Here is a 19,925-nt window from a genome sequence, read left to right as displayed (position 1 = left end):
ATGTTAGCAGTGTCCTTGCATAGTAAAGGCGTAGCGAATTTTTAGAAACTATTTTAATAACATGCGTCAATCCTAGATAACACACTTAAAATAAACCCATAACAACTAGACGAGAAGCAACTTTATGCCACAATCCTTAACACTTACTATCAATCAGCAACAACACACGTTGACGAATCTAGATGTACGCACCACAGTGCTGGATGTCTGTCGCAACCATCTTGGCTTGACTGGCAGCAAAAAAGGCTGTGACCACGGTCAGTGTGGCGCGTGCACCATGCTGATTAACGGTCAGCGGGTCAACAGCTGTCTGACCCTAGCGGTCATGCACGAAGGCGATAGCATCGAAACCATTGAAGGCATTGGCTCACCTGAGGCGCTTGACCCGATTCAACAAGCGTTTTTGGAACATGACGCCTTTCAATGTGGTTATTGTACCCCTGGGCAAATTTGCTCGACCAAAGCGATGATTGAAGAGCTACGCCAAAACTGGGCAAGTCATGTGTCGGATGATTTGATGCAGCCTTTATCAAAAGATACAGCACAATTTAAACAACAATTAGATAAAGAAATCTCTGAGCGTATGAGTGGCAATATTTGTCGCTGCTCGGCATACCCCAACATCGTGCGAGCGATTAAACAGGTATTACAAGAAACCGGTTTTTCGGCAGAGACAGATAACGTAACCACTCAGACAGCAGCTACTCAGGCTACAGGAGTGTCGCTATGAAAACTTTTGATTATCAGCGCGCCAACTCGGTGGATGACGCCATCAAAATAGCCACTTTAGCTGAGGGGCATTTGGCTGAGGTGCAGCGTCCGTTTTTTATCGCTGGGGGTACCAATTTACTTGATTTGATGAAACTCGAAATCGAACAGCCAACACAGCTGATTGATATTTCACGTTTGCCGCTTAATACAATTGAAGCCACGCCAGAAGGTGGGTTAAAAATTGGCGCTATGGTCAGTAATAGTGAATTAGCGGCTCACCCTGTTATTCGTCAAGATTATGCAGTGCTTGCCCGTGCCTTGTTGTCGGGCGCATCGCCGCAACTGCGTAATAAAGCCAGTACCGGTGGCAATCTGCTACAGCGTACCCGTTGTTACTATTTTTATCAGCCTGATAGTCCGTGTAATAAGCGTGAGCCTAATTCTGGCTGCGGGGCAAAGGCAGGTCTTCATCAGAACTTAGCAATTTTAGGCACGAGCGAGCAGTGTATTGCCACCCATCCATCGGATATGGCGGTGGCAATGCGATTGCTCGATGCCGTCATTGTTATCCAGCAAGCCGACGGAAAAACCCGCCAAGTGCCTATCGCTGAATTTTATCGCTTACCTGAGCAAACCCCTCATATTGAAACTTGTTTGAATCTAGGTGATTTGATTACCCATATTATTTTACCGCCACCCTTAAAAGGCGTGCATAGCTATGACAAAGTGCGTGACCGTGCGTCGTATGCCTTTGCTTTGGTGTCCGTCGCTGCCGTGATTGAGCATGATAATGATACACTCACCAATGTGCGACTTGCATTTGGCGGTATTGGCAGTCAGCCGTGGCGAAATACCGAGATTGAAAAAATACTTATCGGTAGCACAGGCGATGCCGTGAGTATTGAGCTTGCGGTGGCGACCTTATTCAAAGAAGCAAAAACCGATGAACAAACTGAGTACAAGACCGTGCTAGTACAACGTCTTTTACACCATGTTGTGCAACGAGCATTACAACAACCCAATCAATCAAGTCCTTTAAGTAGTGGAGTGAGTGCATGAGCCTAACACAAATTTTTGGCGAATCGCCCCTTGAAAAAAAACTGACCATGGACAAGCCTATCGAGTCACGGCTAGATACGACTGATAGCAAGCTCGTTGGCAAACCACTGAGCCGTATCGAAGGACACCTAAAAGTCGCAGGCAAAGCCACATATACTGCCGAAAACCAATTTGACGACTTGTGTCATGGGGTGATGGTCGGTGCAACCATTGGTAAAGGCAAGGTAAAAAAAGTACATAAAGATACCGCCTTACAAGTTGCAGGTGTGATTGGGGTATTTCATGACCCATTGTTTTTACGCAACCCGCAACAAGGGGGTATCAAAATGGCGCCTGTGCAAGGGGCAAGCGAGGTCTTTTATCATGGTCAGCCAATTGCTTTGGTGGTCGCAGAAACCCTAGAAGCGGCTCAAGAAGGCGCGAAGGCATTACAGATTGACTATGAAAATGATGAAAAACACGGGCATTTTGACTTTAACAAGCAAAAAAAGCATACCCAGTTTATTGATTGGGTAACCGATAAAAGTGACGACATTGGCAAACCTGAAAAAACGCTTAAGCAATCAGAGGTCAAAGTCGATGTGACTTATACCACGCCAAGCCAAAGTAACATGCCGATGGAACCGCACAGTTCGTTGGCGCGTTGGTTTGAAGGTAAGCTAACCCTTCATACTTCTAACCAAATGCTTGCCTCTTCCAAAATACAACTTGCCAAAGCCTTAGATATACCGGAAGACGATGTCCGTTTGCTATCGCCCTATGTTGGTGGTGGGTTTGGCTCAAAACTGGGTATTTCACCAGAGTCGGTGATGGCAGCCATTGCGGCTAAAGACTTAAAACGCCCCGTACTGGTGAACATGACCCGACCGCAAGTCATGGAAACTACCGTCAGACGCACCAACACTGAACAACGGGTGGCATTGGGGGCGGATAAAGATGGCAAAATCCATACCATTATTCATAATAGCATTGTCACCAATTTACCTTCAGAAACGTTTTTTGAGCCAGTGGCGGTCTCTACCCACTTTTTGTATGGCGGTGACAATCGCCAAATCAAATACGAAATGGCGCGCATGAATTTTACCTTAACAGGCTCTATGCGTGCCCCTGGCGAAGCAGTGGGTCAGTTGGCACTCGAATGTGCCATGGACGAACTGGCGCATGCGTTAAAGCTGTGCCCAATCGAACTGCGAAAACGCAATGAACCGAGCGAAGACCCAAGCAAAAAAATTCCCTACAGCACCCGAAAATTGCTGGCGTGTATGGAGCAGGGGGCAAAAGCCTTTGGATGGGATGAACGCCCACAAACGCCCGCAAGTCGCCTTGAAGGCGATTGGCTGATTGGCTATGGGATGGCGTGCGCCGCGCGTAGCAACGAATTAAAACCCTCACAAGCCCGTGTGAGCCTGTTGCCCTCTGACAAACCGCTTGGGGTCATGGCTCGTATCGAAACTGACATGACTGATATCGGTACAGGTAGCTATACTATTTTTGCGCAAGTGGTTGCCGATATGCTGGGCTTACCGATTGACCATGTCGAGGTCAAACTTGGCGATACCGATCTGCCCCCTGCTGCAGGGTCAGGCGGTAGCTGGGGAGCTTCAAGCGCTGGTAGTTCAATTTATCTGGCATGTGAAGCGCTACGAGAAAAGATTGCCGAGAGTGTGGGGCTGCATGCCGATAGCATTGGCTTTAAACAAGGCAATCTATATAGACAATTTGAGCATGACCCTAGCCTAGCTGAAAAAATTGGCGAAAAAATTAACCATACGTTAACCGATACGTTGGATAAACTAGCAGAAAAAACAGGGTTTAATTCTGAGGTCTCTGTAGACAATCATGATAATGTACTCGATTGGGAACAAGTCGATACCCAGTTACCGCTGAGCAGTTTTTTACAGCAATATGCCCCGCATGGCTTGGTAGCTAATGGTAAAATCGAACCCGGTAAAACCAAAAAAGAATACCGCCATGCAGGCTATGGCGCACAGTTCGCTGAAGTCGGGGTACACCGGGTAACGGGTGAAATTCGGGTTCGCCGTATGCAAGGCACATTTGCTGCAGGGCGTATTTTAAATGAAAAAACAGCGCGCTCGCAGTGCTTTGGTGGGATGGTGTTTGGTATAGGGGCAGCCTTGATGGAGCAAATTCACCATGATAAACGTGACGGTCGTCTATGTAATCATGATTTAGCCGAATATCAAGTGTGTGTGAATGCCGATGTGCCTGACTTAGAGGTAATAATGTTACCCGAAACTGACCCCTATGCCAACCCGCTCCACAGCAAAGGCATAGGCGAATTGGCATTATCAGGGGCAGGGGCAGCCATTGCCAATGCAATTTTTAATGCCACAGGCGTTAGAGTACGAGACTACCCCATTACTTTGGATAAACTGCTGTACCAGTTGCCATTACTGTAATCGGCTACACTGTCATTTGCTATGAACCATTTGTTTGATATTTTTGATACCCTTGAGCAGTTACCGCCCAACAGTGAGGCGGTACTAGCCACAGTGGTGAGTGTCGAAGGGTCAGCCTATCGGCAACCTGGTGCTAGAATGTTGATTTTAGCCGATGGTCAATCCATAGGCATGGTGAGTGGCGGTTGTCTTGAAAAACACTTGGTTCAGCGAGCCTTCTGGCTCACGCGAGATGGGGCAACGCTCAAAACCTATCATACCGCAACCGATAGTCAGTTATCACAAGATGGGGTAGCTGATGACAGTGATGAGCAGGAAGGCTTTGGGCTCGGCTGTCAAGGCGTCATTCAAGTATTATTTGAACGTCTGGTTTTGAATGAGCAATCTGTATTATTTGCCTGTTTTCAGCAATTAAAACAGACAAAACAGCCACAAATACTGGCTACAGTTATCACCTCAAACTCAGATGAGTTTGTGGTTGGACAGCATCTGCCTTTGACACAGTTGTCGCAATTGGGTCAACAAGACTGGCAATTGGTTAATCAAAGCGCTGCCAGCCGTAAAAGTCGATTTATGCTGCATGTTTATCAAAAACAATCGCAACAACTGAGCGTCTTTGTAGAAACGCTACAACCGCCACTACAGTTATTAATTTTTGGGGCGGGGCAAGATTGTTTACCCTTGATGACCATGGCAAATTTACAAGGCTGGCAGGTGACGGTGATTGATAGTCGTTTGGATGCGATTGCCCGTTGTCGCGGGCAGGCTCACGCCAATTTTGTGCAGATTGCCCTTGATGAGGCTGAGTCTGTGCAGACTTTTTTTGAGTCACCTCAGCCGACCGCTGTGGTGATAATGACCCATAGTCTGAGTCAAGACAGAGTATGGCTCAGCCAAGCCTTTAAAGCCCAAAATTCACCTTTTTTTATTGGGCAATTAGGGCCAACCTATCGCACTGAGCAGTTGCTTGGTGAGATTGACGATGGTTATCAACTGGTGAAATCTGCTAATTTGTTCTATCCTGTGGGTTTAGCGCTCGGTGGGGATACGCCCGAAGCGGTAGCTTTATCTATCACTGCCCAAATTCAACAGGTATATCATGAGCGTCATTCATAGCATTCATCCTAGCAATTTAACCGTGGTGATTTTGGCGGCAGGATTGAGCCAGCGTCTTGGTTTTGCCAAGCAGCTGATTGTAAAAAATCATCAAACCTTGCTGGCTGAAAAAATTCAACTGGCACGCCAATTGCACCCTTATCAAGTGTTGGTGGTTTTGCCAAAACTTGATAACCCAATATCTAAAGCGTTATACAACGAAGTTGCACCATTTGCCGTCACAGTCGTTGATAATCCAACGCCGCAAACAGGGATGGCGCAATCGATTCAGTATGCAATGAAAACATTACAACAACAGCAATTAAGTGCTACGATGCGGATTTTGTTTTTGACTATTGACCAAGTGGCGGTAACCCTCGATGATTTGAGGCTATTAAGCCAAAACGTTGAAGACCACCAGCTGATTGTGAGTGAGTATGGTGATAACAATCGACCAATTTGGGGGATTCCCGTCAATTTACCTTGGGGTTTTTTGCGAGCATTTGGTCATCAGTTGCAAGGCGATAAAGGTTTTCGGGCGTTATGGCAACATCAAACCGCTATCGTTTCACCCACCGACGGTACGGTTTATCAGCTTTATCCAATACTGCTGCCGCATTTAGGCCAAGATATTGATACCTTAAAACAATTTGAGCAGCTAAAAACAGCCTATCACCTTTTGCCGCCGACCCAACATTTTAATTGAGACAACCTGATGATTTCTGTCAATGAACTAAAACAAGCGATTAATGCGCGCCTAGAGAACTATTTAACGTCGCGTCTGGGCGAGGTAAAGACGATAACAGTGGGTTTGTTAGAGGCGCAAAACCACATTTTAGCCCAAGATATTGCCGCATCCTTTGATATTCCCCGCCAAAATCTATCATCCATGGATGGTTTTGCGATTGCTACGGGTAGCTATCTTGACCACGATAGCCAACTTGAAATCATCGGTGAATCGGGGGCAGGTAAACCTTTTAGCGGTCGTTTGCGACCCAATCAAGGCGTGCGAATTTTTACCGGCGCGGTGGTGCCAAATGACTGTGACACGGTGGTGATGCAGGAAGACACTAACCTTAGCGATATTCAGCACAGTTTGGATAACAGCCAAGCCTATCACATTCGCTTGACCCAAACTGCTAAGGTGGGCGCAAATATTCGCCGCCAAGGCGAGGAAGTGCAAGCAGGCGAAACTGTTTTAACGATTGGTAAACGCCTAAACCCCAGTGATATCAGCTTACTCGCCAATTTAGGCGTGGATAGCGTTCCGGTATTTCAGCCACTCACGGTTGGCATTATTGCCACCGGCGATGAGCTGGTTGAGGTGGGGCAGCCGCTGGCAACGCTTGCCCAAATTTATAATTCCAACACGCCCACGCTAAAAGCGTTATTAAAGCAGTTGCCAATTGCCATTCAAGATTATGGCATTGTCCCTGACAACCTTGAAATCACTCGTCGCACTGTTCAGCAAGCGATAGCCGACTGTGATGTGATTATTTCTACGGCAGGTGTATCGGTGGGTGATTATGATTTTTTAACCCAAGTCATTCAGGCGCTCGGCAAAATTCACCATTACAAAGTGGCAATGAAACCAGGCAAACCCTTTATATTTGGGGAATTCGAGCAAGATAAAAAAACGGTCATGTATTTTGGGTTACCCGGCAATCCGCTATCTACCGTGGTGTGCTGCCTTAATTTTGTCCAACCTGCGCTGTGGCAACTATCGGGCGTGATACAATCAGATATCCCAAAACCGCTGCAACTGTTTGCCAAAACCACCCACGACATCAACAAGCGAGCAGGACGCCAAGATTATCAGCGAGCGGTTTTTTGCCAAAATGAAGACGGCAGTTTTAGCGTCACCCCTTTATCTGCCCAAGACTCCCACCGTGTAAAACAGCTTAGCCACGCCAATTGCTTGCTTGTATTACCCCAAGACAATGCAGGGGTAAAAGCAGGCGAAATAGTGACGGTGCAGCCGTTTAGTTGGAATTTTAGCTAACGATGACTCCGCAGCATTCTTCATTAAATTTGGTGGACAATTTTCATCGCCAGTTAAGCTATTTACGCCTGTCGATTACCGATTTCTGCAACTTTCGCTGTCATTACTGTCTGCCCGATGGCTATACTGCCAACGCGGGTAAACGCCCTGACAACGAGCTTTCTGTATCCGAAATTGATATTTTAATACAAGCCTTTGCCAAACTAGGTACCACCAAAGTGCGGCTGACGGGGGGTGAGCCATCGATTCGACAAGATTTACCGCGCATCATCGAACTTGCCAAACAGACCCAAGGCATCCAAACAGTGGCGGTTAGCTCCAACGGCTATCGCCTTGCCAAGCATTTAGCCGACTGGCAAACGGCAGGGCTAAATCAGCTTAACATCAGTATTGATAGCTTTGACCCCACCATTTTTAAACAAATCACCGGCTTTGATATATTGCCAACGCTGCTAAAAGACATGGATAAATTGCTAGCAACCACCGATATTAAGCTAAAACTCAACGGTATTTTGATGGCAGACACCGCCTTTGATAACTTGCAATCTGTATTAAGTTTTGTCAAAAATCGCCCTGTCACTTACCGTTTTATTGAGTTTATGCAAACCTCGGATAATAAAGCTTTGTTTTTTGCCCAACATAGCAGTGGTCAGCGTATCAAAGATTTTTTATTAGAAAATGGTTGGCAATCCCAACGTCGAGCAAGCGATGCAGGCCCTGCGATTGAATATCGCCATACCGATTATGTCGGTGGCATTGGGCTGATTGAGCCTTATGCCCCGCAGTTCTGCGACAGTTGCAATCGCCTGCGAGTGAGTAGCCAAGGCAAAGTACATTTGTGTTTGTTTGATAATGGCAGTTATGATGTGCGTGCGTTTTTGGCAAATGGCGATTTCGATGGATTGGTTCATGCCTTGCAAAGCTTAATGCCGATTAAGCCCGAGCATCATTTACTCAAGCAAAATGACAGTGGTATCATGGCGAATTTGTCGATGATTGGCGGTTAATCAATGACGGGTTTTTTTAAAATATAAATAAAATATAAAATAGGCAAATTTAAGAAAAATTTGCTTATCCAAGCGCAGCTTGATAACCGTATATGTTGATGTAATTTTGTGCCACATTTGAGGGGTGAAAATCCAAAACATGACAACACAATTAACTCCCTTAGACCTGACACATTTAGACGCACACGGCGATATCGCTATGGTCGATGTGTCCGGCAAAGCGATAACCCAACGCACCGCCACCGCCGTAGGGCAAGTTATTTTCCCTAGCGACAGTTACCAAGTGATAAAATCCGCCGACGGCATCACCAAAAAAGGCTCAATCACCCAGAAAGCCCACATCGCAGGGGTCATGGCAAGCAAACGCACCCACGAGCTGATTCCGCTTTGCCACCAGCTGCCACTCGATGGGGTAAAAATCGGCTTTGAGTATGATGATAACAACTGCTCAATCCACGTCACTGCCACTGTCAAAGTCACCCACAAAACAGGCGTAGAAATGGAAGCCTTAACCGCTGTGTCGGTGGCTTGCCTAACGATTTACGACATGACCAAAGCATTATCTCACGACATCACCATCAGCGATATTAAGCTACTCACCAAAACAGGGGGCAAATCCGACTATGCCAACACCTAGCACGTCTGAGAAAAATTTAGCCATCTTATACTTTGCAAGCCTTGCTGAACAAGCAGGGAAAGATGAAGAAACAATCCGCTTTGACGGTGATAACTTGACCGAGCTTTACCAAACATTAAGCGCACACTACGGTTTTAAACTCGCCCAAACCAAACTTGCTGTGGCAATCAATCACCACATTGCCAACTGGCAAACGCCGCTCCAAGATGGCGATATCGTCGCCTTTATTCCACCTGTGGCAGGCGGTTAAATATCACATACACCCTTTAAAAAATATAGAGAAAACCATGAATGCATTGCATCAAGGCTCAGCCACCATTAGCATCAGTGAAGACCAAGCCTACCAAACCGTGATTACCAGCGGCTTTGCATTGACTGACCGAGTCATTGACGATAGACGGCTTAAACACGCCTTAATGAGCGATACTTGTGGGGCGTTAGCGACATTTGAAGGCTGGGTGCGTAACCACAATAACGCTCGCCCTGTTAGCAAACTCACTTACTACGGCTACGAGCAACTGGCACTCAATCAAGGCAAAAAACTGATTGAACAAGCCAAAGCCCAGTTTGACATCGAAAACGCCATTGCCATACACCGTATTGGCGACCTTGCGATTGGTGAGATGGCGGTGTGGATTGGGGTAGTGGCTGCCCACCGTTATCCTGCATTTGATGCGTGTCGTTGGCTACTGGATGCGATTAAAGCGGATATCCCTGTGTGGAAACAAGAATTTTATACCGACAGTACTGAGAGTCTGTGGCTTTCTAATAATGGTTAATAAGCAATGACAACTACCGTATTAAGCGTGCTGTTTTTTATTTCTGCCTTGCTCTATTCATCAGTCGGGCATGGTGGCGCATCGGGTTATCTAGCGATGATGGGGTTAGTCGGCGTTGCGCCAAGTATGATGAAACCTACTGCGCTATGTCTTAATATTTTGGTGTCCATCATTGCGTTTTGGCGATTTTATTCTGCAAAAAACTTTTCTTGGCAAATTTTTATTCCCCTTGCTATTGCCGCGGTACCGATGGCGTTTATCGGGGGAATGACCCATTTACCCAGTCATTTATATAAGCCGATTGTTGGGACGGTACTGATTTTTTCGGCTATTTATTCATTTATCTTTGCCAAAAAACTCACCAGCGAGCAACCATTAAAACAGGTGTCAAAATGGCTTTTGGCAATCGTGGGGGCGGTTTTAGGGTTGCTTTCGGGATTGACGGGGGTGGGTGGTGGTGTGTTTTTAAGTCCAATTCTATTGTTTAACCGTTGGGCAAGCCCTAAAGTTGTCGCGGGGGTAGCGTCCGGGTTTATTTTGGTGAATTCAATTTCAGGCTTGTTTGGTGTGTTATCGACAGGGGCAAAGCTGCCAAATCAACTACCAATTTGGCTTGTAGCAGTGTGTGTAGGGGGTTTTATTGGCGCAACTTATGGTAGTAAACGCCTTGCCGACCCCATGCTCAATAAATTATTATCTCTGGTGTTAGTTATTGCAGGGATGAAAATGCTGGCAAATTTTTAACGGTTATGTAGACCCCAACCGCTGCCTCTAGCACCAACCTAAAAAAGTACCAATCTAAAAAAGTACCAATCTAAAAAAATACGATGAATTGCAACATCTAATCATTTCAATGCTTAAGCTATAAAAAAAACCCATTGCAGGGGAACATATAACGAAAACATACGAAAACAAACCCCAACAATCGAAAACATAAAACCCTTTACTATCAAGGCTTGCAAAGGTATTATGGCAACTATTGGTAAACAATCGACAACATTATAAGACGCAAAAAAGTGTGGTCAAAAGTGTGGTCAAGATTAGGGGTTAATTGTGGCAAGCATTAAAAGCGATAACCAAATCAAAAAAGCGATCAAGGATAGTGTGGGCAAAGATAAAGCCTATTATTCTATTGATGGTTATAAGGGCTTAAGAATACGCATAAGGGGCGATTATGTGGAATTTCAGCACCGCTATACACACCCACTAACAAAAAATAAAATCGAAATGACATTAGGCAACTATGCCAACGGATTTACACTAGAACAAGCCCGCCAAGCTCACCGTGATAATTTAGCCTTGTTAGAGCAGGGGATTGATCCTAAGACTAACCGGCAACAGGAAGTTAAAAAGCAAGCCTATGCAATGGACACCACATTTAAGGCCGTTGCATTGGATTGGCTAGATGAACAGACCAATAACCCTACCCATGTTCTAGCAGAGCAAACCCTTAAGAATTGGCATTTTCTTTTAGACCCGTTGTTAAAAGAGTTTGCAGACACGCCGATAAACACAATAAGCACCCCCCAAGTATTAAGACTACTTAAGCAAGTGCAAAAAACGCATATTCAAAAGGGTAACCGGGTAAAGGGAATTGCAAGCCGTATTTTTGCCCATGCGGTTATCAATGGCTTGATAGAGCATAACCCCGTAACGGCAGTTAAAGAGGCTAGAGCCTTAAAGCCAACACGCCAAAAACATCACCCCGCTATTATTGACCCCCAAGAATTTAGCCTACTCCTAAAAGAAATAGACAGCTTGCCCGCTAGTGATAATTTCAATAAAGAGATATTGCAATTACTGGCCCTTACTTTTGCCCGTATTGGTGATATCTGCAGTATGAAATGGGCTGATCTAGACTTGACTGCCAAGCAATGGGAATTTGAGCCACAAAAGGGCGTTAATCGGCATGATATGGTTGATAGCTTAGTAATACCTCTAGTACCGCAAACAATGGCCATTATTGAGCGTATGAAGCCAATAACAGGCGGTATGGAATACGTTTTTTATAATGGCAGACGAAAATCAAAACCTTTTGCAGATGGGCAACAAGTTAATAAATTGCTCAATAGTCAATCAATGAATAAGGCGGGCATAGGCAAGGATTTTTGCAATAGGGGTTATTTTGGGGTACATAGCCCGCATGGGTTTAGGGCAACTGCTAGAACCATGTTAGAGGAACGATTAAATTACGATTATCGCCTTATTGAAATGCAGTTAGGCCATAACGTAAGGGACGCTAACGGCAGGGCATACAACCGTGTTAAATGGCTTGATAAACGTCATGACATGATGGCTGCATGGGCAAATTATCTTGATGATCTTAAAGCGGATAAGGTGGACAATGTTATTTACTTGGACAAGCTAAGAAATAAGGCTATTAATGAGTAGGTCAACCATGAATAACGCCCCAGCTATGAATGATACCTTGCCAGCAGTGGACATCAAGCCTACCCCAAGCGGGCATATTTTGGTAATGACCCATGAGCAAATAGACCAGCTAGGCGATATTTTGGACAATCCTTTTTTACCGCTCAATGACCTACAAAAGGCGTTATTTATGCGGGGTTATCGTTTGATTAGAGTTTAAGACCAGTTTTGCAAGGCTAGGAGTAATTACCCGAAAGGCGGGACATTCGCATCAAGCCCGCCACCGCCTTGCACCTTTCTTTGTTGGGTGCGTATGGTGCGAGTGATGTTTAATGATGAAGATAAGACGTTAGAGTATATTTTAGGTAATCCAACCAATGAAGCAATATTTAAAAATTGTTTTAAGCCTATTTTTAGCGATGAAATTGAGTTTGAGAATATTGCAGTTGTTTATGATTTAGACACCTTTATATATCAAAAAATCAGAGAGCTATTAGAGAGCAAGGAGGCTATTTCATCTGATGATGTCATAAGTTTATATAAAAAATTTAAAATACCTAAACGTGTTTTAAATAACTTACTTAGTCAATTTGATATTGAAGATGATAGAGACTTAAAAGTAGCAATGGACATTGTTGAAGAATTGAAAAACATTATTTTTTTAAGAGAAATGGCACTGTTAGTTTATTTTCGCTGGAAACGAGCCTCCACATCAATTTTTTGTACTCAACTCGCTAATATCAAATACGCTAGATTGTCAGCTAGAATTGATTATGAAAATCAATATAATGCTAATGAATCTAGTATGAAAACTAAAATTGCGCAGCAACGTTGGGGAAACAGAGTAGAAGAACAAAAAGCTTTTTACCTAAGTTTATATAAAAAAAGGTGTCAAGAGTTAAATAAGAAACTTGCTGCGACTTCTGTAGCGGAATGGATAGCTAGTCATCATAATAATTATAAAATTAGTTATGAAAGAATTCTTGAACTTCTAAGAGAGGCGGTTAGAGAGAATAAAAAGTAGGTATTACGCCGTAAACCCTAGTATTTAAAAAGCAGTTATATCCCAATAAAAATTCCTAAACATTACACTTCCTTTAGCAACATTCGATATCAAACCCCGAATAAACACTAAAGGAGTTAATGCAATGGCATACAAAACCAAAGCCCCGCTAACAGTGGACACCACGCCAGCCGAAAAGGGGGCAGGCGAGCCACTACCCACCTTTACCGACCTTGCCAACAACCCCAAAGGCATAACCAGCCGTAGCACCGTAGCAAAGCTACTGGAAATCCACGTTTTGACGCTCACACGTTGGATCAAGGCGGACAAGTTTGTAAAGCCTATCACTATTGGTAATGCCCATTATTTTAGAAATAGCGAGTTAATCGACTATTTAGACAATAAGACAGCATAAGGGGTAAACCATGCCAGCCAACACCCCAAGCCCAAACGACACCACCAGCCACAAAGCCCAGCTATTAGCCTATTTGATGACAGGCGCAAGAATAACGCCCCTTGAAGCCTTACAGCGTTTTAATTGTTTGTCATGTTCTCAAAGATTGGGCGATTTACGCAGGGATAACAGCATACCTATCCAAAGCCGATTTATCACCACGCCCACAGGCAAAAAGGTAAAAGAGTATTGGTTAGAGCCTAGCTATATTCAATCAGTCAAGGGGGTAACCGCATGAGCGTATATCCCGACATCGAGCGCATAAACCCGAATGATGATTATTTTGTAGTAATGAATAATGAGCCGATACAACCAGCGAATACCGATATATTCATGGATTACTGGACAGCCGAAACCGTTGTAGAGTTTTTACAAGCCGTGAACCCTAATCAAGTATTCAGTATTAAAAGGGCAGTATTTATAGAGCCACCACAACAGTCAATTTTAAGGGTTTAAACGTGAGACGATATAAACATACCACCCAACACCCAAACAAGCTACAACGTGCTATCCGTGGGCAGGATATTAGCAAGATTATGGCAAAGTTGGGCGAGATTATCCAAACAATCAATATCGCTATTTTGTTATTGATGATTTTGGTAGTGATTACCCAATGTCAGCCAGTGGAAGCAAGCAACAAAATAGGAAATAAACCACTATTTTACGCAACAAAACAGGCAATTCGGGGTAATTATCAAAAAGCTTGTATCCCTTGCCAGTCAAGGGGTGGAGCGTGCAACAAACATCAACTCATGCAACAGAATTTGTGCAAAATGCACCAAAAAACTTTAGAAAGCAATCATCAAAAATGAAAGCAAAAAAAACTAGTTTGAAACATGGTTTAAACATGAAAAAGGGCATTATCCTTTTACAGATAACGCCCCAAGTCACACCACATGACCTTATGGAAATAATAGCATGAGTAAAATTTTAAGACTATTAAATATTGGTGAATTTAATTCACTAAATGATAGCTTGCCATTGGTGGCGGGCATGATTGACAATAGAGGCCTCTCAAAAATTCACGCAAGCGGACAGCCATTCCGTTACCTTTTGGCTTTTTTTGTGCCCAAATTTCGCTTACTCTCTCAAAGTGGCGATAACAAGGCACAAACCCATCTACCCCAATTCGCAGGGGTAAACCGTCATATCATGCCAGCATTGGCAAAAAGTTATGGCGGGGTGACATTGCAAAATAAGCCTTTACGGCAAATATGCGAGGCGGTTGCTTGCGTGACCGAGAGTGAACCCCGCCACCCTATGATTCTTCATAGTGTGGTAAATACTCAAAATAATACGCAAGGAGGCATTATCATGCCTTATAAAATCATCATGCCCGCAGGCAACATCCAAATCAGCCAACGCAAAAATACATTTGCCCATAGTGCAACCGATAGCACAGCTCACACCCAAACCGACCTACAACGCCAAATCGACCGCCTAGAAAGCCGATATTCAAATGACCTACGTTTAAACCTTGAACGGTTAAAAATGCTTGAAGCGGTTATTGATGACGTAGCCCACGCCTTGAGCTTTATAAAAAGTAATACGTCGAAACACCTTACCGAGCCACTAAGCACAGGTTTAGGCATTGGCCAATTACTGGCAATGGATTTTATCCAGTCTTTGAGCGATGACATTGCAGAATTGGAGGGCAAGGCATGACAGACGCCGCCAAATACGGCAAAAATAAGGGGCGTCAAGCCCTTTATTTCTCTAAGTGGTATTACACCAGCACCCACCGCCAAAAAGCCAATAATCGCCAAGCTATAAGTAATGGGAGGCTATCAAAATGAATAATTTAGCTCTATCAAAAAATACAAATAAAGCCTTTCTTGAATTTATCAAAGGACAGCCAACGGCAAGTTATGAAACCTACCAACATAACCTAGCATTGGTTAATATTGCTCACTGTATCGGTAAAGATAAATTGCTTTACCTAGATAGCAATATCAGCGTAGATAACACCAACCAGCCAACCGCCAACAGCATAGGCGTTATGTTGTTTGATGAGCATTACCAGCCGTCTAACCTTGCCATATTCCCGTTAAATAATGCAGAGCCATTCCCATTACATGGCTTAGAAAATGATTGTTTTATATTGGGCAATGGCGGGCAAGTGGTGGCAGTCGCAAATATTGATACTGCTATCGAGCTATACCCCTATTTAACAATCAATGGCGAATACTCACTGATTGCACCATTGAAGGATTGGCAGTTTGAGCGCATGGTTAAAGCCCACGCCAGCCACAGCCAAGTAACCCTATTCACCGATTACCCCACAGGCAAGCAACTGGAAACCACATTCAAGGGGCATAACGTGCGATTGGTGGCAACGGTGGACACGATAACCGATTTAGTTATCAGCTATTCATTAGATGAAATCATCAACGACCCAAACAAAGAGCCAGCCTTGCAAACTAAGGTTAAGGAATTAAACGGCATTGAATGGGGCGAACCCGAACCACTGGAGGACACCAACACGCCCGCCACCCGTTACCCTATTGAAGCATGGCAAGGGGTTTTAAGGCAGGCAGTCGAGGCAATCGCCTATCATGCCCAAGTACCCTTAGCAATGGCGGGGCAATGTATTTTAGGGGCATTATCTACCATTGGGCAACGCTACATTAATGCACCCATTGGACACACCCACAAGCCAGCCAGCCTATTTCTGATCACAGAGGGCGGAAGTGGTAGCGGTAAAACTTTTGCCAGTGAATTATCCCACTACAGCATAAACAAATGGGACGAGCGCATTTATAAAACCTATATCGAGCTTTTAGGCGAATGGAAAAATGAACTAGACAGCCTCAAGGGTAAAGAGCGCAAAGAATACTTGCAAAGCAACGCCAAGCCCAGCAATGATAGTATGCTTATTCAAGAGGGAACGATCGAGGCAATCTTAGACCAATTTATTTTAGATGATAAGGCTAACCTATCATGGACAACAGATGACGCAGGGCAATTTTTTAATGGGCATACCATGAAAGGCGATACCGCAGGCAATGCCATAGCCAGCCTTGCTAAATTGTGGGACGGTTCACCCGTTAGCCGTGTACGCTCACAACGAGGCGCAAACCCGCAGTTTAAAACAAATGCCTATGACGTAAGGTTAACGCTAGACCTACAAGGACAGCGCATTATCTTAGAGCCAGCCTTAACCGACCCTATGCTAGTGCAACAGGGATTTTTAGCCCGTGCGTTATTGGCTTGCCCCGATAGCCTACAAGGTCAACGGGTATGGAATACGCCTGAACGATTGGACAATAACCCGCATGATGACCCACGATTGCAAGCGTATTGGACAAGGTGCGATATTTTATTAGACCCTTTACCCACTGAAATAACCAAAGACCCTACAGGCAAAGAAATAAGGCTAAATATGCCTTTTGAGAACCGCCAAGCAAGGCAAGCCCTAGCGGACTTTCAGCAACGAGTAGAGAACCGCCAAGCCAAAGGCAACGCATACGAATTTTTAAAGGCGTTTGCCTCACGCATGGCGCAAAATGCCAGCCGTATAGCCTCATTAATGGCGTTTTTTGATTGCCAAAAATCGGTATCAGTGGACTATCTAGAACGGGCGTTTATGTTGGTGGAATACTCAACAGCCGAAAGATTGCGTTACCTTGATATTAAAACCAACGAGAAAAGCGACACCCAAAAGCTAATTGATTGGTTAGTGGACAGAGCCGGCAAAGATAGGTTATTTAAACTTAACCGCACCTATGTAGCCAATTCTTGCCCTATGCCTATGCAACGCAGTAACAAACTACTGCAACAAGAATTGGATAAATTAGAGCAGGCGGGATATATACGCCAAGAGCAAGAGGGCAAAAAAAGGGTGATTTTAATTAACCCTTGTTTATTCAAATAACTATAAAAATGCCACAACGCTACTTAATTACTTAAAAACCTAGCAAGACCAGTCATAGCAAGGGTTTATCTTAAGTAAAGTAGTTAAGTAGCCATTACTTAAGTTACTTAAACTAGCTTATAAAATCACCAACTTAAGTAATTTAAGTAGGCGTTACTTAAGGTAATTACTTAAGTTAAAGCCAGTCATAGCAAGGGTTACAGCCAGTTTAAGTAATTAAGTAGCATTTTCTTATTTTTATATGAATTTAGCTAAGATAGGATTGTCAAATATGACCCATGACACAAAGATATATTTAACTATTGCTGATAAGAAAATATTTATCAGTCAAAGAAAACTTGGGATAGCCCAGCGAAATAAAAACCCAGTGCGAATAAATATTCATAACGGGAAAATAGTAAAAAAAAGTGGTAATAATAAATGGCAGGTTCTACTACTAGCAGGAGGCAACCGCTACAGATGGTTTATATCGGATTGGGGTGATGATGAGTATCTAGACACTAGCCAGTATTTGCCATTGCCACCAGCCACCAATTAGGCGGGCATGATAAAGGGTTACATTTAAAATGCGACCCTTTAAGCGGGCGTGATGGGGTATGGTGATTTAGCCAAATAGCAAAAATAGCGGCTGAATTGCATGTAAAATTAAAAAGGAAACTAAAAATGAAATTTGATGCGCTATTTGAAATGAATGCACCTGAGTTTTTTAAAGAGGCGGAACTTAATAAGACCTTTATAAGACAAATAGAAGAAATAGGTGAAGATTATTATGACTATGTTATCGACTCAATTATTTCTGTGAATACTAATAATGCTATGAATCAGAGTGGTCATAGTCATGGAGCTGGAGAACCTTTTAACCATGAGCCACTTTTGGGGCTATATAAGACACATTGCATTGATCCAAGTGTACAATCTATGTTTATGAATATGGAACCATCTAAAAATGGTCTTAAAAAATCTAATAATCAAGAGAATAAATTTGATATTGATTTTACAGAAAAAGAAAAGGAAAATTTAATGGAGCAACTAAAAAAAGAACAAGATATTGCTTCTGCAATAAAAAAACATTCAAAAGATAAACTTGATAAGTTATTTAACAAATATAAGCAGAGACGAGCTAATCAGCAAATTACTGGGAATTGGTTAATATTTGGCAAAAGTGATAATAAAAATATTTTCCTATATTTGTCAGTTGGATATGATCATTCTCCGAAAAATGACTTGAAAATTTATCAATCGTTAGTGGATATGTACTCAGAAAGATTTATCCAAGAATTAAAAAGCAAAGGTAATGTATAAACTCAAGTTCGTATGAGTTTCTATGAGCATCAAACATTAACGCAATTAGCTAGTCATTAATTGCTTAACCATTACTTATCAGATATAGTGAAAATCCGACTTAGATGGGAATTGAATATGAAACGGTTAGCAGTAGCGGTTTCTGGCTTAATGATGGCGAGTGTGGCGGTTAGTGCAGTTTGGGACGATGATGTAACAAATGTGAATGGTGATGTTTTTAACGTGGATTTAGATAGCATCAAAAATTCATCTTATCAATTTAATTCGATTGTCGGATTTTGGACAAAGGCAAAGTACGCAAAAAACCATAAACCCCTAGTGATTAATGGAAAGAATGTAAGAAGTAGTAAATTCTTTGAGTGGGTGAATTGTAAAGACAAAACAATAAGCAATCAAACCCAAAATATCTTTTATGATGTTAATGAAGTCATTATCAAAACACAATCGAGCCCAATTCAAGGATTTAGCGAAATAATCCCTGAAAGTACCGCTGAAATTTATTTTAATACGGCTTGCAGTATAGCTATGTGGAAAGAATATGTCACAATACCGTCTGATAGCAATGGAAAGAAAAACCAATATCAGTTAGATTCTTTGATAAAAAGATACCCTTATCAAGCACATTTACTTGAAGGCAAAGAATACGAGCCGCAGTAATTCCCACAGTACATGATTATAACCCGCTCAATGAGTGGGTTTTTTAATACTCAAAACTTCTATAAAACAGAGATATCAAAGCTTTCAAATATATTGAAGTGGACTTTTTTGCAATTCATAAAAAAACTTAACCCTAAATAAACCAACAGCAGACCAGTCCCGCTGAGGTGGCATATTTAGAATTGAGCCAAGAAAATTATATTTTAAAAACCATTGTATAGCAAGTTAGTGAGCACCACCGCAACCACCAAGCCGGCAATAATAAGGCATTGGCAAAAAGTGAACAGCGAATTGAACAGCTACCCGCCTATGGTTCAATTCAAAAAACCGAACACCCAGCAACACGCCAAACCGCCATTAATGGGGTATTGATGAGAACCGAACACCAAACCGAACAGCAAAGCCGAATGATAGGCGGGCATGATTGATTTTATTTATCGTCATTGGTATGCAGTACGCACCAAATGAGCCGTTATTCAGTGCGAACTTTGCGCACCAAATGTAAGCATCCGACCATTCCCTATTGTGGGGATTGCCAGACATGAGGTAGCAGCT

General features: G+C 43.3%; 24 protein-coding genes. All 24 read left to right on the top strand.

What is annotated here, in order from left to right; genetic code table 11:
- Window positions 1-124: 124 nt before the first annotated feature.
- The 24 genes from RTL34_RS08325 to RTL34_RS08210 all read left to right on the top strand — a co-directional run bounded on the left by RTL34_RS08325 (window position 125) and on the right by RTL34_RS08210 (window position 19,798).
- A complete protein-coding gene (locus RTL34_RS08325) occupies window positions 125-730 on the top strand; it encodes a 2Fe-2S iron-sulfur cluster-binding protein (protein WP_159767911.1) in 606 nt (201 codons plus the stop codon).
- Window positions 727-1,770, top strand: a complete 1,044-nt coding sequence (locus RTL34_RS08320; RefSeq protein WP_312116122.1) for an FAD binding domain-containing protein — start codon at window positions 727-729, stop codon at window positions 1,768-1,770. The genes RTL34_RS08325 and RTL34_RS08320 overlap by 4 nt, the downstream gene beginning before the upstream one ends.
- Window positions 1,767-4,190: a molybdopterin cofactor-binding domain-containing protein gene (locus tag RTL34_RS08315; RefSeq protein ID WP_312116120.1), complete on the top strand. Its 2,424-nt coding sequence runs from the start codon at window positions 1,767-1,769 to the stop codon at window positions 4,188-4,190. The genes RTL34_RS08320 and RTL34_RS08315 overlap by 4 nt, the downstream gene beginning before the upstream one ends.
- Window positions 4,191-4,211: 21 nt before the next feature.
- Entirely contained in the window at window positions 4,212-5,306 is a 1,095-nt protein-coding gene (locus RTL34_RS08310) for an XdhC family protein (RefSeq protein ID WP_312116118.1), read from the top strand.
- On the top strand, window positions 5,290-5,991 hold the full coding sequence (locus tag RTL34_RS08305; RefSeq protein WP_312116116.1) for a nucleotidyltransferase family protein: 702 nt from the start codon (window positions 5,290-5,292) through the stop codon (window positions 5,989-5,991). The genes RTL34_RS08310 and RTL34_RS08305 overlap by 17 nt, the downstream gene beginning before the upstream one ends.
- A 9-nt stretch (window positions 5,992-6,000) precedes the next feature.
- Window positions 6,001-7,287, top strand: a complete 1,287-nt coding sequence (locus RTL34_RS08300) for a molybdopterin molybdotransferase MoeA (RefSeq protein ID WP_312116115.1) — start codon at window positions 6,001-6,003, stop codon at window positions 7,285-7,287.
- A 2-nt stretch (window positions 7,288-7,289) separates the two neighbouring features.
- Entirely contained in the window at window positions 7,290-8,294 is a 1,005-nt protein-coding gene (gene moaA, locus RTL34_RS08295; protein ID WP_312116114.1) for a GTP 3',8-cyclase MoaA, read from the top strand.
- Between the two features lie 139 nt (window positions 8,295-8,433).
- A complete protein-coding gene (moaC, locus tag RTL34_RS08290) occupies window positions 8,434-8,931 on the top strand; it encodes a cyclic pyranopterin monophosphate synthase MoaC (protein WP_312116113.1) in 498 nt (165 codons plus the stop codon).
- Window positions 8,918-9,181 carry a molybdopterin converting factor subunit 1 gene (gene moaD / locus RTL34_RS08285; protein WP_144918644.1) on the top strand — a complete coding sequence of 88 codons (264 nt, stop codon included), beginning with the start codon at window positions 8,918-8,920 and terminating at the stop codon, window positions 9,179-9,181. The genes moaC and moaD overlap by 14 nt, the downstream gene beginning before the upstream one ends.
- A 37-nt stretch (window positions 9,182-9,218) precedes the next feature.
- Window positions 9,219-9,710 (top strand): molybdopterin synthase catalytic subunit, encoded by a 492-nt coding sequence (locus RTL34_RS08280; RefSeq protein ID WP_312116112.1) that lies wholly within the window; start codon window positions 9,219-9,221, stop codon window positions 9,708-9,710.
- A gap of 6 nt (window positions 9,711-9,716) precedes the next feature.
- Window positions 9,717-10,454, top strand: a complete 738-nt coding sequence (locus RTL34_RS08275; RefSeq protein ID WP_312116109.1) for a sulfite exporter TauE/SafE family protein — start codon at window positions 9,717-9,719, stop codon at window positions 10,452-10,454.
- A gap of 309 nt (window positions 10,455-10,763) precedes the next feature.
- Complete coding sequence (locus RTL34_RS08270) at window positions 10,764-12,101, top strand: tyrosine-type recombinase/integrase (protein ID WP_312116108.1); 1,338 nt, start codon at window positions 10,764-10,766, stop codon at window positions 12,099-12,101.
- A 7-nt stretch (window positions 12,102-12,108) separates the two neighbouring features.
- Window positions 12,109-12,300 carry a hypothetical protein gene (locus RTL34_RS08265; RefSeq protein WP_312116106.1) on the top strand — a complete coding sequence of 64 codons (192 nt, stop codon included), beginning with the start codon at window positions 12,109-12,111 and terminating at the stop codon, window positions 12,298-12,300.
- Window positions 12,301-12,405: 105 nt separating this feature from the next.
- Complete coding sequence (locus RTL34_RS08260; RefSeq protein WP_312116105.1) at window positions 12,406-13,104, top strand: hypothetical protein; 699 nt, start codon at window positions 12,406-12,408, stop codon at window positions 13,102-13,104.
- A gap of 124 nt (window positions 13,105-13,228) precedes the next feature.
- The gene (locus tag RTL34_RS08255) at window positions 13,229-13,498 is read left to right on the top strand and encodes a helix-turn-helix transcriptional regulator (RefSeq protein ID WP_076775354.1); all 270 of its coding nucleotides are present in this window, start codon (window positions 13,229-13,231) and stop codon (window positions 13,496-13,498) included.
- A 10-nt stretch (window positions 13,499-13,508) separates the two neighbouring features.
- Window positions 13,509-13,775 (top strand): helix-turn-helix domain-containing protein, encoded by a 267-nt coding sequence (locus RTL34_RS08250; protein WP_076775352.1) that lies wholly within the window; start codon window positions 13,509-13,511, stop codon window positions 13,773-13,775.
- Window positions 13,772-13,993, top strand: a complete 222-nt coding sequence (locus RTL34_RS08245; RefSeq protein ID WP_076775350.1) for a hypothetical protein — start codon at window positions 13,772-13,774, stop codon at window positions 13,991-13,993. Before RTL34_RS08250 ends, RTL34_RS08245 begins: the two co-directional genes overlap by 4 nt.
- A gap of 2 nt (window positions 13,994-13,995) precedes the next feature.
- Window positions 13,996-14,349: a hypothetical protein gene (locus tag RTL34_RS08240; protein ID WP_312116100.1), complete on the top strand. Its 354-nt coding sequence runs from the start codon at window positions 13,996-13,998 to the stop codon at window positions 14,347-14,349.
- Between the two features lie 106 nt (window positions 14,350-14,455).
- Window positions 14,456-15,202 carry a hypothetical protein gene (locus RTL34_RS08235; RefSeq protein ID WP_312116099.1) on the top strand — a complete coding sequence of 249 codons (747 nt, stop codon included), beginning with the start codon at window positions 14,456-14,458 and terminating at the stop codon, window positions 15,200-15,202.
- Between the two features lie 127 nt (window positions 15,203-15,329).
- The gene (locus tag RTL34_RS08230; RefSeq protein ID WP_312116097.1) at window positions 15,330-17,411 is read left to right on the top strand and encodes a DUF3987 domain-containing protein; all 2,082 of its coding nucleotides are present in this window, start codon (window positions 15,330-15,332) and stop codon (window positions 17,409-17,411) included.
- A gap of 271 nt (window positions 17,412-17,682) precedes the next feature.
- Entirely contained in the window at window positions 17,683-17,949 is a 267-nt protein-coding gene (locus RTL34_RS08225) for a hypothetical protein (protein WP_312116096.1), read from the top strand.
- A gap of 125 nt (window positions 17,950-18,074) precedes the next feature.
- On the top strand, window positions 18,075-18,713 hold the full coding sequence (locus tag RTL34_RS08220; protein WP_312116095.1) for a hypothetical protein: 639 nt from the start codon (window positions 18,075-18,077) through the stop codon (window positions 18,711-18,713).
- A gap of 117 nt (window positions 18,714-18,830) precedes the next feature.
- Window positions 18,831-19,370 (top strand): surface-adhesin E family protein, encoded by a 540-nt coding sequence (locus RTL34_RS08215; protein WP_312116094.1) that lies wholly within the window; start codon window positions 18,831-18,833, stop codon window positions 19,368-19,370.
- Window positions 19,371-19,639: 269 nt separating this feature from the next.
- Window positions 19,640-19,798, top strand: a complete 159-nt coding sequence (locus tag RTL34_RS08210) for a hypothetical protein (RefSeq protein ID WP_312116093.1) — start codon at window positions 19,640-19,642, stop codon at window positions 19,796-19,798.
- Window positions 19,799-19,925: the final 127 nt, after the last annotated feature.

The organism is Moraxella sp. CTOTU47915, from assembly GCF_031986685.1.
Taxonomy (GTDB): Bacteria; Pseudomonadota; Gammaproteobacteria; order Pseudomonadales; family Moraxellaceae; genus Faucicola; species Faucicola tetraodonis.
This window is presented reverse-complemented; position numbering and strand designations above follow the sequence as displayed.